The 15,199-nt window shown below is 56.7% G+C and carries 1 protein-coding gene; it reads left to right on the forward strand.

The window, feature by feature from the left end:
* Positions 1 to 380: 380 nt before the first annotated feature.
* Positions 381 to 15,197, forward strand: coding sequence for an Ig-like domain-containing protein (locus VG146_05485; protein HEV2391800.1), 14,817 nt, complete (start codon positions 381 to 383; stop codon positions 15,195 to 15,197).
* Positions 15,198 to 15,199: the final 2 nt, after the last annotated feature.

Raw genomic sequence — 15,199 nt, forward strand, 5'->3', positions numbered from 1 at the left:
AGACCCAATCCGGCCTACGGCCTACTTGGTACTGCCCCATTCAGTAGCGCTCCTGATCCCTACCCATGGAATCAGAACATCGTTTGATCCTGCTCCCCCTCGCCGCGCCCGCAGCACCAGTTCGCTAAGGATCCGGGCGGCATCACAAACAATCATAAACTCCTTGACAGGCCCCTCCCGCCATGGTTCACTTTGCACGATACCAGAAACGAGCTCAGGGCAAAACCCCTGCGCCATTTGTGCGTCGTACGTTTGCGTGTGGTGATTAAAGATTCAAACGCAGCTTTGTTGTGAGGCCAAATCCAACTCGCGCCCGGAGAACTGGGCCTGTTGAGCGAACCCATCCCAAGAGATGGACACTGTGCGGTTTAATGGTCTTGGTGGCCTGCGGGCAGGTTTTGGCGCAAACGAGCCGAACCTGGAATGGTTCGGTTAGCACCGATTGGTATAATGCCTCCAACTGGACGCCTGCGGGTGTTCCTGCGGCAAACGACACGGTTAACTTTAATGGCGGCAATATTAACTTGAGCGCGCCGGTCACTATCAACGGCCAATTCAATTGGTCGGGCGGCACGCTGAGCGGAAACCCGCTGACGATCGCCTCGATCGGGACGCTCAATTTGCTGGGCGCGGGGTCCGTCGCACTCAGCACCGTGCTGACCAACGCGGGCACTATCAACTGGAGCAACTCGGTCACATTCTACGTTTACAATAACAACAGCGCGGGCAATAAGGGCGCGATTTGGAACCTGGCCGGGGGGCTTTTTAACATTCAAAGCGACCAGGGGCTCAGTGGACAATATTGTTGCGCGTTTTTTAACAACGCAGGGACCATTACTAAAGGGGCGAACAGCGGCACGACCAGTTTCAACCTGGTGTTTACCAACAGCGGCTCAGTTACGGCGACAGCCGGCAACCTCAACTTCAATGGGGGAGGGGATATAGATGGGACGTTCACTGCCGGCCCCGGCGCGGGGATTAACTTCAATGGCGGTACTTTTGTGTACAGCTTGCCGCCCACCCTGACTGCCCTTGGGACCATCCAGCTTTCTGGCGGCAGCCTCACGCTGGTGAGCAACACAATTCCCAACCTCCAGTTGACCGGAGGCAGTGTCAGTTTGGGGCCCAATTTTCAAGGCGGCGTGATAACAAATTTAACGCTGGCGGGCGCCAATCTCAACGGCAGCTACGCTGTCACCGGGGTGCTCAATTGCAGCGGCGGCGTTTCGGGCGGTCTGCAAGTGGCGAGCGCGGGAGTGGTGAATTGGACTGGAGGGACCATTTCAGGTCCCCTGGGCTTGGTGGGAGGTTCGACTCTCAACTGGAGCGGCGGGACCGCGACGGGGCCCGTCAATATTGCCAAGAATGGAGTTCTCAATCTGCTTGGGGGCGGTTCGGTCGCGCTTTGGGCGCCCTTGACCAATGCGGGGATCATCAACTGGAGCAACTCGGTCACATTCTACGTTTACAATAACAACAGTGCGGGTAACCAGGGCGCCATTTGGAACCTGGCCGGGGGGCTTTTTAACATCCAAAGCGACCAGGGGCTTTCCGGCCAGTATTGTTGTGCGTTTATGAACAACGCCGGAACCATCAGCAAAGGGGCCAACACCGGTACAACCACTTTCAGTCTGAATTTTACAAACACCGGCGCTGTCATGGCGCTAAAAGGGACGATCAACTTCAATGGCGGCGGTGACATCGATGGAATGTTTACGGCTTCGGCTGGCGCAGACCTTAATTTCAACGGGGGCAATTTTGTTTTTACCAATGCGCCAACGGTCAACGGGCCGGGGGCGGTTCAGTTAACCGGCGGGAACCTGACTCTGTTGAACAGCCTGGTTCCAAACCTTTCGTTGGTTGGGGGGAGCGTGAATGTGGGGGCTGGTTTCCAAGGCGGTACGATTACCAATCTGACCTCCGGGGCGACACTCAACGGGAACTTTACTGTGAGTGGGGTATTCAATTGCAGCGGGGGTGTTTCGGGCAGTCTCTTTGTAACGAATGGAGGAATCCTCAACTTCAGTGGCGGGACGATCTCAGGGTCTCTGACTCTGACCAACGGCGCCACGGCCAATTGGCCTGGAGGCAATGTGGCGGGCAATCTGCAGGTTGCGTCGGGGGCTTTGCTGAACTGGAGCGGTGGCACGGCCAATGGGCCTGTAAACATTGCAACCAATGGCGTGGCTAATCTGCTGGGGGGCGGTTCGGTCGCGCTTTGGGCGCCATTGACCAATGCGGGGACCATCAACTGGAGCAACTCGGTCACATTCTACGTTTACAATAACAACAGTTCGGGTAACCAGGGCGCGATTTGGAACCTGCCGGGGGCGCTGTTTAACATTCAAAGCGACCAGGGAGTTAATGGAGAATATTGTTGCGCGGTTTTCAATAACTCAGGAACCATTAGCAAAGGGGCCAACAGCGGCACGTCAACTTTTAATCTAGGCTTCAACAATAGTGGCTTGGTCACGGTGCTGAAAGGCTCGATGACATTCAATGGTGGGGGAGACCTGGATGGCACTTTCACCGCCGTTGCGGGCACGGTGATCAACTTCAATGGCGGGAATTTCACTTTTCAGTCTCCGCCTGTGCTCAATGGACCCGGGGCTATTCAATTGACGGGCGGCAGCCTCGCGTTATCGAATACTGTGCCGCCCAATCTGGTGCTGCTTGGAGGGGCCATCAGCGTTGGCACGAACTTCCAGGGGGGGGCGATTACGAACCTGACTTCCAGCGCGACGCTTACCGGCAACTTCACAGTCAGCGGAGTCTTCAACTGCGGTGGTGGTGTTTCGGGCAGTGTCCTGGTCAACAATGGGGGCGCCTTGAATCTGAGCGGTGGAACCGTGTCGGGTGATGTCACCCTGGTGGGTGGCAGCGCGCTGAATTTCAGCGGTGGCACGATTTCCGGAAATCTTAACCTGACGAATGGGGACATGGTGAATTGGAGCGGGGGCAACGTGCGTGGCAGCGTGGGCGTGCCTGCCGGGACGCTGTTCAACTGGAGCGGCGGCACCGCGAACGGACCGCTGAACATCACGACCAACGCCGTGCTTAATCTGGTTGGCGCCGGATCGGTTGCCCTCTGGGCGCCGCTGACCAACGCGGGCGCGATCAACTGGAGCAACTCGGTCACGGTCTATGTTTACAATAACAACAGCTCGGGGAACAACGGCGCGATTTGGAACCTGCCGGCAGGGCTATTGAACATTCAAAGCGACCAGGGGCTTAACGGCGAGTATTGTTGTGCGTTTGTCAACAACGCAGGAACCATCAGCAAGGGCGCCAACACCGGCACCACGAGCTTTAACCTGAACTTTACCAACAGCGGCCTGGTCACCGTTTCGAAGGGGGCAATCAACTTCAACTCGGGCGGCGATATCGAGGCGGCGTTCACAGCCGGCGCCGGCGCCGCCATCAATTTTAATGGGGGAAATTTCGTTTATAGCACCTCGCCGGCCCTTACTGGCCCGGGCGCTATTCAGTTTACCGGAGGAAACCTGGCGATGTTGAACAGTCTGGTTCCCAATCTCGCTCTGATTGGAGGGACAATTACAGTGGGAAACAATTTTCAGGGTGGCACAATCACGAACCTCACCTCGGGCGCCAATCTCAACGGGAGCTTTACTGTGAGCGGGGTATTCAATTGCAACGGTAGTGTTTCGGGCAACCTGCTGGTAACAAACGGGGGAACCTTGAATTTAAGCGGCGGGACGATTTCGGGGAATTTGACCCTGACCAACGGCGCCACGGCGAATTGGAATGGAGGCAACGTCGCAGGCAACCTGCAGGTTCCGGCAGGCGCCTTGGTAAACTGGAGCGGGGGCACGGCCAATGGGCCGGTGAATATTGCCAGCAATGGAATACTCAATCTGCTGGGCGGGGGCTCGATTGCGCTTTGGGCGCCGTTGACCAACGCCGGCACGATCAACTGGAGCAACTCGGTTACTTTCTACGTTTACAATAACAACAGCTCAGGCAACCAGGGCCAAATTTGGAACCTCGCGGGGGCGCTATTTAACATCCAGAGCGACCAGGGTCTCAATGGAGAATATTGTTGCGCGTTTTTCAATAACGCCGGGACCATCAGCAAGGGGGCATACACTGGCACAACGAGTTTCAATCTGGCTCTCACAAACAGTGGCCCACTGGATGTGGAAAGCGGCACGATTGCAATTAACGGCAATTTCGCGCAGACGGCCGGTGCCTGGACTTTTGGCCTCAACGGCCCGGGCAATTACGGCCAAGTCCATTTCCCAGGCATCGCGCCATTGGGCGGGCCGCTCAATGCGCATTTGAACGGCGGTTACATTCCGGCGGACAACAGCTCGTTTGCCCTGGTTACCTATAATTCCGAAACGGGCCAGTTCACCGCCACAAATTTGCCCGCCCAGGGTTTATTTTGGCAATTTCAATACGGCCCAAACGCCGCCAGCCTCTTGGTTACGAACTACTATGCGCCTTTCGTCGCCGTTACCAACCCGCTTAACGGGGCTGCCTTCATAGCCCCGGCAAACATCAGTCTTGGGGCACTGGCGACCGACACCAATGCGTCTATCGCCAAGGTGGAATTCTTTCAAGGGCTCACCAAAATCGGCCAGGTCACTACCATTCCCTATTCGCTGGCCTGGAATAACGTCGCTCCAGGCTTTTATTCTGTTGCGGCAAAAGCTACGGATGCCGTCGGGGCAACCGCGACTTCGAGTCCGATTAATATCAACGTTTACTCGGCGGTCAATCCAAGCACTAACTTCTTCTGGACTGGAGGTGTCTCCAGCGACTGGTTCACGCCCGGCAATTGGACTCCGGCGGGTGTGCCCGGCGCGTTGGATGTGGTCAATATCACCAATGGAGGCACCGTAACGCTGTCGAGCAGCGCAGCAATCGCTTCGCTATTCCTGAGCGCAGGGACCTTGAATGGGAGCGGCAGTTTGACTGTCACGAACCTGTTCAATTGGACTGGAGGGACAGTTGCGTGTCCGATGGCGTTATCTTCGAACGCCGTCCTCAATTTGTCTGGTTCCGGTCCCTTTTACCTGGCCAATTCCCTGACCAACCACGGTACGGTCAACTGGACGGGAGGCGGACTTTACCTGAACAACTGCTCCGGGACGGCGGCCATTTTCAATATGGCGGGCGCAACATGGAATATCCTTTGCGACCAGTTCTTAAACCCAAGCTGCGGAGGGGGGAATGCCTATTTCCAGAATAGCGGGGTTTTGCGGAAGTCCACTACAACGGGCGCTACCTCCTTTAGCGTTCCCATCTACAGCACCGGCCAGGTCGCGGCACTGACAGGTTCGATCAATTTTAACAGTGGCGGCACAATCGACGGGGCATTCAACGCTTCGAACGGCGCAGCCATTAACTTTTCAGGCGGCAACTTCACCACTGTTGTCCCTGTTGTGGCCGGGCCGGGCCTCATCCAATTCAATGGCGGGACGCTGACCCTTTCCAATGATATCGTTGCCAATCTTGCCTTGACCGGTGGGAACATTGCGCTGGGCCCAAATTTCCAGGGTGGCACAATAACAAATTTCACCGTCGCGGGCAGCACTCTCACGGGGACCAACACCGTGAGCGGGACGCTGAACTGGAGTGCCGGAACCATCAATGGGCCGCTGACTATCGCTCACAACGGAGTGCTGAACCTGCAAGGCAACGGTACGATGTACATGGCCAATGTACTGACTAATTCCGGAACTGTGAACTGGTCGAACGGCGTTTTTACCGTCGTCAATTGCTCGGGTCCCGCCATTCCTCTCGTGAATCTGGCCGGCGGTTTTTGGAACATTTACTGCGACCAGACGATGACCCCGTATTGCGGCACCATAACGGTCCTCTTCCAGAATGCCGGCACCTTGCAAAAGTCGGGCAGCTTTGGAACGACCTATATCTCCATTCCAACCGACAATACCGGTCAAATCACCGCGTTAACCGGCACGCTCAATTTCAATAACGGCGCGACCCTTTCCGGCGCCTTTAACGTGGCTGCTGGGGCCGCAATTAATTTCTCCGGCGGCAATTTTACGGGAGGCTCGGCAATCCTGAGCGGCTCGGGGCTAATCCAGTTCAGTGGGGGCACCCTGACGCTTCCTTCTGATATTATTCCGAATTTGGCTCTTAACAACGGGACCCTGACTCTGGGACCGGGTTTTCAGGGAGGGGCAATCACCAACCTGACCTTGGGCGGAGGCACTTTGACAGGTTCCAATACCGTGACCGGCACGTTCAATTGGAATGGGGGGACGGTTGGCGGCCCTCTCTTTGTCGCGCCGACGGGTGTGTTGAATCTCGGCGGCAACAGCACGATGTATTTGACGGCGGCTCTGACGAATTCTGGAACAGTCAATTGGCTGGGCGGGGTTCTTGACATTTATAGTTGTTCAGTCGAGGCCGGCCCGATAGTGAACTTGGCGGGGGCTGCGTGGAATATCCTCAGCGATCAGACTTTGAACCAAAGCTGCAGCAGCACCAATGGCTACTTCCAGAACTCAGGGACCGTGCAGAAGTCGGCGACTGCTGGAACCACCTCCATCAGCATACCCTTTTATGATGCCGGAACACTGGCGCTGATGAGTGGAACGGTAGCTTTCAGCGGCAATCCAGCCTATGCACCTACCGGGGCTACAATGGATTTTGGCGTTACCAATCTCTCGAGCGCAGGGCACGTAGCGATTGCCGGGAACCTGAATTTCGACGGCACACTGACAGTCAATGCCCTTAATGGCTATGTGCCGGCTACCGGCGATATCCTCTCGCTCATTTCTTATGCGGCCGAGGCGGGGGCGTTTGGTTCAGTGAATTTTCCGCAGTTAGAGGCCGGCCAGGCTTGGCAGCTTTCATACACACCCAGCACCCTCTTGCTGCAAGTGGTCTCCAGCGCCGGGTTCAACCAGCAAATCACCGGCTCGGTCACGGACAATCAGGGCCACGCCGTGCCCAACCTCACCGTATTTGCCTATACGACCAATGGAGTGGGCTCTTATATCAGCGGCGCCACGGATGCCAATGGCAATTACCTCCTCAATGTCACCAATGGCACTTGGTTGGTGAACTTGGTTGGCTTGCCTGGCCATGGCTACAATAGCGTGGCCAATCAAGTCGCACTCATTAATAACGCTAACACGATTATAAACTTCGTCCTGCAACCCTTCACTGGCCAGAGCTTCACTATCGCCACGTCGGTCAACCCTCCGACAGCCGGGACGGCTACTGGTGGCGGAGTTTTCCTCCAAGGCAGCACGGTTACCGTGACCGCTACGGAGACCAATGGCACGATACCCTACCTCTTCGAGAGTTGGACAGAGAATGGCGTTTTTGAGAGCGCCAACAACAGCTATTCGTTCCCCTCGACGCGGGACCGTGCTTTGGTGGCCAATTTCACCCTGCCGCTCTACACCGTATCGGTCACCAATGTGCCGCCCGGGGCTGGCACCGTGACGGGAGGCGGCTCGTTTTATTACGGGACGACCAACGTGCTGACAGCTTACCCTGTCTTTGGCTATAAATTCAGTTCCTGGACTGAGGGGGCGAATACCGTCGGCCTGAATCCGACGTTGGTGACGGTTGTTTATTCCAATCACTTCTTCACAGCGAACTATGCCGCGGCCAATCTGGTTCATGTGGTGGCCACGGCCACAGCCCCATCGGGTTTGGCGCCAGTGGCTGGCGCAGGCAGCTACAACAATGGCCAGACCGCAAATTTCAGCGCCCCGCTGTCAGTCACCAATCCGCCCTTCATCTATACCTTCCAGCAGTTCACTTTGAGCAACACCCTGGCAAGCCCTAACGCAAGTTTCAGCAAGACCTTTTCGACGCTTGACCCCACGAACCTCTTTTATGTGGCCGTCTATAGCGCCAAGACCATCCTGCCCGTGCTGTCCCGCGTGTCCTCAAACTTCGGCAGCCCCGTTCCGGCTACCACCAATTTTGTCCTTAGCTTGCAGTTTGATCGGACCATGACAACCAATGTCTCGCCCGTGATTGTGCTGACCAATAGCGCTGCGGCAGTCCAGGCGGCCATTTCATCGAATGGGAACTGGGCCTCAACATTCCTGCAAAACGACACCTATGTTACCCCACCCATTACCATCTCTCCGGGAATGGACGGTACGATGCAATTATTGGTTTCTGGCGCCTCAGATTTGAATGGCAATATTCTCGCCCTGACTAATCCGGTCTCCTTCCTGATTCAAGCGACCCCGCCGCCGAATCCTATTCCCTTCCTGGCGGCATCGAACAGTTCTTCAGCGACTGTAAGTTGGGCCGGCTATAGCGCATCCCCCAACCTAGCCGGGTTCCGTGTGTTTCTCGAACGCACCAACTTTAACTCCGCCGCGGGCCTGCCGGCCGTAACTGGTTTAGGCGCAGGCGCGCGCATCTTCCAGATTTTCGGTCTGAGCCTGGACACGCCGTATTATGTGGCGCTGCAGGCATTCGACAATGTTGGCAACAGCCTGCCGGCGGTGACGCCTTTGCCAATCCTGCTTACCAGTTCAATCCCCCCCCCGGTCAGCATTCAGCAAACCCCGGTCGGGGGCTCCTCGGCCCTGGTTTCGTGGAATAACTATAACAGCTCCGCCCTTCTTGGGTTGAGCGGGTTCTGGATTTACTCGGAACCGGCCAATTATACTTCGGTGGCAGGGTTAACTCCTGTGGGAACAGTGGGCCCTGCGCAGACCTCATTTCAAATCAACGGGTTGGACCGCACAAAAACCAACCATTTCGCCGTAGTGGGTTTTAACGACACGAATGGATTCAATCCAAGTGTTGCCACAGTGAGTTGGTCTGATCCATACGCCGGTCAGATTAGCGCGAACACAACCATCGGCGGGGCAGGGCAGACGGTCGTGCCTATCTATCAAAGCGTGGTTGTCGCCAATAACGCGACTCTTACGATTCAACCTGGGACCAGCCTGCTGTTCTCCCCCGGCACCGGCCTGACGATCGAGCAAGGCACCTTGGTTGCCAACGGGACCGCCCTTGCCCCGATTGTGTTCGATTCGGCCAATGACTCGCCTGGAAATTCCCCTGCGCCTGGCGATTGGTCTGGGGTCACTCTGACCAGTGGCGCGGGCGGCTCGAGTCTGAATTTTGTCACCATTTTGTACGGCGGCGGCCTGCTTATCGACCGATGTAGCCCCTCCGTCCTTGCTTTTACGGCTCAGCATAATCTGCAGGGATTGGCGCTCCAGAATGGGGCTTCCCTGAATACCAGCAGCGCCTTGCTCTCGTTGAACGGCATTGGGGCCGAGCAAGCCGATACGGCAACGCTTAGCATTGAGAATTCAGTCCTCCAGGACAATAACACCAACCTTTGGAATTCCGGCAGCGCTGCGCTGACCGCCATCTCGAATTGGTGGGGCACAGCCACACAATCCAGTATCACGGCGCTCTTGCAGGGCAATGTAACTTATACCCCTTTCCTTACGTACGCGCCCTTGCTCACGCCCGCCCTGGGCGTTGTGGGGGGCCTTACGCAGGTGGGCACTTCATCGGTCAATCTGCAACTGGCATGCCGGACGGCCACCAGCATGCGCCTGAGCGAGGATTATACTTTTAACGGCGTGTTCTTTGGTCCATTCACCAATTCCGCAACTTTCCCACTCTCGGCAGGAGGCGGCTTGAAGCATATCTTTGCGCAATTCCGCAGCGTTACAGGCCAAACCAATACGCCGGTCGAGGTGGATGTCACTTACATCACCGCCGGACCAGTTATTAACTCATTCAGCCTGACTGAAGGTGAAACTTTGAACCGCCCAGTGACAGTCACCGGTTCGGCAACGGCCATTCTGGGCATGCAAGATATGGAGTTTTATTGGGATGGCGTGGGTCTGGCAACAAACAGTGGAGGCAGCTTCTCCTACTCTTTCGACATCCGCTCTCAGAATAATGGTACCCATCAGGCGGTATTGCTCGCGCGGGACACTGCCGGAAACGCCGCCACGCTTGAAGAGAATGTGGTCGTGGCGCTCACTCCGCCTTTGGCACCTCAGATTCTTTCCCCATCGACGGACTACGTCACGAATAATGGGGTGCTGAATGTCAGCGGAACGGCTGAGCCGGACATGAGCATTCAACTCACCGACAATGGCCAACTCCTGCTAACAACCAATACAGATGCGAACGGCAATTTTGCCGTGCCTAATGTCATTTTAACCGAAGGGGTCAATACGCTTGTAGCGGTTGCCTTCGACAATACTGGCACGACCCCCTCAGCGCCGCGGCATATCACGGCCGAAACCATCCCGCCGGCGGCTGTGACGATGGCTGCCCCGATTTATACACCTGGAGCCGGATTGACCCTGACCTGGACCTTGCCGGCGAGCGGTAAACAGCCCACAGCATTTCAATTATTCTGGAATACCACCCCATTCAACTCGCTTGGCCAGGCGCTGGCTCATGCCGGACCGCTGGGAGTTCTAACGGATAATTTGCAAGGATTGGCAGCAGGCACGTACTACTTTGGCGTTGTCGGATATGACGCGGCCGGCAATGCCAGCCCGCTTTCATCCTTGGTTTCGATTAACTACGATCCTGTGCCACCTTCCTTAAGCATTGTCTATGGGTCGTCTCAGCCGGTCGGCGTTGGTCCGTTAAACATTACCCTCGGTTCTAGCAAAGCCCTCGCAGCAAAGCCATCCCTTACGATTCAACCCGCTGGGTCCACCTCCCCTATCTTGCTCAGCTTAACCAACGTTGCACTCAACACGTGGCAGACTGTCTTTCCGGTCACCTCTTCCACCCCTTCCGGAACGGCGGCCGTTCAGGCTACGGCTCAGGATACCTCGGGAAATCTTTTCCAGGGTTCACCAGCCGGACAGAACCTGGTCATCGACACCACCCCGCCCACCGGCACGGTCGCCACTGCGCCCGCGGGCCCTGTGCAAACAATCAACAACACAAACCTCGCCGTTAACCTGATCTTGAGCAAACCCGCAGGCTCGGGAACAACGCCGACCCTAAGCTTCCACCCTCCAGTGGGCGCCAACGTGCCCATATCGCTCTCAGGCGCGGGCAATAATTGGAATGGAACCATAACGCTCACGCCGGCAATGGGCTCTGGGTTTGGAGCGTTCGCCTTGAGCGCCCAGGACAGCCTGGGCAACGTGGGCACCAGCATCACCAGCGGCGGACAGCTTGAAATCTACAACACCGCCCTGCCTTCTCCGCCTGTAGCACCCGTGGGTTTAACCGCCACCAGCCTGGCCGGGGGCTATGTCAGCTTGACGTGGAATACTGTCAGCAACGCGCAAATCTATCGACTTTACAGGGAAGCTGGGCCCAACTTCGTCATCCCCGCAACGCTCGACATCGATAATATCACGAGCAATAACGTGCTGGATTTGCCTCCGACCGATGGCCTCTACAGCTATGGTGTGAGTGCCAGCAGGCTGGATTCGGAGAGCGGCATCTCCAACGTCGTTCATGCACTTTCAGCTCGCACGCCGCCTTTGGCGCCAACAAATGTCATAGTGACCCTGGCGGCTACAGGAGTGCAGGTTTCCTGGCAGGAACCGGGGGGTGGATTAACCCCGGATCATTACAGCATTTATCGCAATGGGACTTTGATCCAGACGGTCTCCAGCGTGGTTCCCATTATCGATTATCCCCCTCGAGGCACCGATACTTACGTCGTATCAGCCGTTGATGCAGTTGGGAATGCCAGCCCCAGCTCGCCGGTATCGCTTCAATTGCTTGTTAGCCCTGTAAACAACCTTTCAGTCACCGTCATGGCGGGTGAAGCGCCTCTTCTGAATTGGGTATCCACAGATAACACGGTGGTCGGTTTCAACGTCTATCGAAACGGCGTTAAGCAGAATGCGTCACCTTTGACAGGAACAACAAGCTACCTTGACAACCTTGCCCTAAGCGATGCCACCGCGTACGGCGTCTCAGCCGTCAACGGGTCGGGCCAGGAAAGCCCCCAACGGGTTGTAACCGTCTATCCTTTCGCCATGGGCCTCGCCGCCAATGGAAGCAACCCGGTGCTTATTCATTACTTCGATCAAATCCAGATCGCGGTAACGAACCTCAGCAGTACGGCAGCCCTGCCGATGTCGCAGTTGGTTTTGAGCCGCGCGGGCAGCGGCCAAGCTTCATTAAGCGTTACTCAAGCCGTCACCGGCAGTCTCGCCGCCGGCGCAAACATGCAGCAGACGTTGGTGTTGCCGGAATCGCCCGTGGTCGGTAACCAGGTGATGACAGTGCAACTATTTCAGAAGACTGATTCGGAGGGCAATAGCGCGTCATATCAAGAAAGCTTTGTGCTGGCAAATAGTGAGCGACCGGGTATCGAGATGACAGTCGCAGCCAACCAGGTGCCATTGGCCGGGGGACTAAACACCTTCCAGGTCCAGGTTTTCAATCACGGGTATGCGGATATGCAACTCATTGTGTCGCGCGGTTTCAATGCGCATCCGGGTGACCTTTACATTTCGGTGCAGAACAACGTGGGCCAGGAGGTCAGTCGAACCGCATTCCAAGGGGCGCCGCCGGGGACAGTTTTCCTGAACGACGGCACCGGCTACCTCGATATCCCGCCCGGGTCATCGCTGACCTTCAGTGTGCCCAACGTGTTGGTTCCTGCCGCGCTGGACGGAGCCACTAACGTGGCTTTTGTTGCAGTGGCCACGGCCATTTACAATCAGTTGGGCGCTGCCGGCCAGATGGCCTCCGGCCCGTTGAGCGGCGCCATGATTTCTCCGAGCCTGGCGCTGCCACCTTACTATGGGACGGCTCAAACCGACCATCCTGCTTATGCCAACGACCAGCCTGTGGTAATCACAGGCCAGGCGATCAGCCAGACCAACGGCCTGCCGCTGCCTTCGGCAATGCTTAACATCGGCTTCGCCACGCGCGGTTACAAATGGTACCAGAGCGTCACCACCGATACGAACGGAAATTACTCATTTACCTTCTTCCCACCGCCGGGCTTTGGGGGCAGCCTTAGCATTTGGGCGTGTCATCCTCTGGTTCTGGACCAGTTGAACCAGGCCCAAATTACGATTTACCGCCTCTACGTCACGCCCAATGCCGAAGACATTCAAATGTCCAAAAACGGCACGCTCAATTTCAGCGTGCGGTTGATCAATCCTGGCGATACAGCGCTGACAGCCTTGAGCACCACCTTGAGCGCCTATCAGGTGGCGGGGACTAATTTAACCCCAATTACCTCGATTACCGGGACCAACCTGGGCGGCCCGGCTTTGTCGATAGCGGCCGGCCAGAGTCAAAATGTTGAACTCCAATTGGCGGCCTCGATTAACGCGCCGGACACTGCGCAGGTGGATTTTACCTTCACTTCTGCCGAAGGGGCTTCAGTCACCTTAACCGGCACGGTCGATTTGTTCCCGGCCGTCCCGGTGGTCACAGTGGTTTCACCTGCGTCCGGCTATTTGGAAGTCAGCTTGAACCGGGGCAACCAAGTCAGCGGCCAAATCACATTCATGAATAGCGGCCTGGATACCCTGCGCGGACTTACCCTGGTTCCGCCAACCAATGTAACCTGGATGGCTGTAAATGCGCCGCTCGGCAGTGATGGGTTGGTGCACCTGCCGGATTTGCCGGTCGGCCAGTCGAACACGTTCAGCGTTGTTTTCAATCCGCCCGACACAACGCCGCTGACAATCTACCAGGATGCCGTCGTGCTCCATGGCAGCAATTTGAGTATTCCTTATACGATTAATGTTTATGCCGTGGTGACGTCCGATCAAACCGGTGGCGTTCAGTTTGAGGTGGATGACATCCTGGGTCAGCAGGTCTCGGGCGCTTCTATACGGTTGCACAACGACGCGCTGCGGATGGATGCCGGGCCGGTCCTGACGGATACCAATGGGTTCGTAACGGTCACCAATCTGCAAGGAGGCAGTTGGAATTGGGAAGCCACAGCGCCAGGTTGTTCGGCCAACGTTGGCACGGTGAACGTCATCCCGGACCAGGTCGTTTATCAGCATACCCGCCTCTCGCGCAGCCTTGTCACGGTCAGCTTCAGCGTGGTGCCGGTGCCCTTTTCCGACCAATACCAGTTGCAGGTCCAACAAACCTTTGAAACTTATGTCCCGGCCGGGGTGCTTGTCCTGGACCCGGCGGCAGAGAATTTCAACAACGTTACTCCCGGTTTCCAAGCCAGTTTCCTCGTGAATGCCAAAAACTACGGCTTGGTCCAAATGACCGATGTCCAGATTAAAGGAAGCCAGTCTGGGGCGGCGAGCTTCACCCCGTTGATTACTTACATTCCCGTGCTGCTGCCGCAGCAAACCGTGTCGGTGCCCATGGTATTCAGCTTCGGCGTGACTAATTCCTCGACGGGCCCTGGCCCCGCGAAGCTCGACGGCGGTGGCGCCGCGGGTTGCGTGGCCAGTGCCTTCATGGGTGCTTTCGGTTTCAGCGATTTGATGAACCCCGATGTAATGGGTGGTCTGGCCGCGATTTTCAGCGCCCAAGAGCGGTGCGTGAAAGATTTGGACCCGCAAACGGCCGCAGCCACCGTGGCGGCATTGTACGGTGTGCTCCAACTGGCCAATGATTTCGGGGATGCGGCCAGCGCGCTGGGCAGCGCGGTGGCGCAGGCTGTTGGTTGCATTATTGGCAATCTGCTGGGTGGTCTCGCCGGTGGCGGTGGCGGTGGCGGTGGCGGACCGTCTTCGGGTGACACAATCGTAGGCCAGCCGGTGGGGTGTTTCCCGGCCGATACCCTTGTGCGGATGGCCGACGGCACCCAACGGGCCATCTCCACTTTGGCTACCAATGACCTGGTACAAAGCGGGGTCCAGGCCGGAGACGTTTCCAAAGTCAATCAGGTCCTTGAATTCAATACCCACAAGATTCAAAACATCCAGGTTATTGATACTGCAGGTGGGGTTGTCCGGAGCCTGTTTGCAACGGCCGAGCACCTCTTTTGGGTGGATGGCAAAGGTTGGTTGCCGGCCGCTGAATTGGGTATCGGCGATTACGTTCTCGATTGGCAGGAACATCGTCTTCGAGTTGTCCGTAACCAGGTTGTGGAGCGTTCACTAAAGGTCTATACGCTGGGCCTCACCGGAGACACGGCTTTCTATGCCAATGGCATCCTCGTTCACGATTTGTGCCAGCAGAGCCCCTCGTCTTTGGCTGGAAAAGCAGCCGGCAACTCTCGAACCACTGAGGCAGTTCCTGCCCAGTTGCACCTGACCCGCCAAAAGGCCCAGTAATG

The sequence above is a fragment of the Verrucomicrobiia bacterium genome (assembly GCA_035946615.1).
In the GTDB taxonomy this organism is placed as follows: domain Bacteria; phylum Verrucomicrobiota; class Verrucomicrobiia; order Limisphaerales; family UBA8199; genus DASYZB01.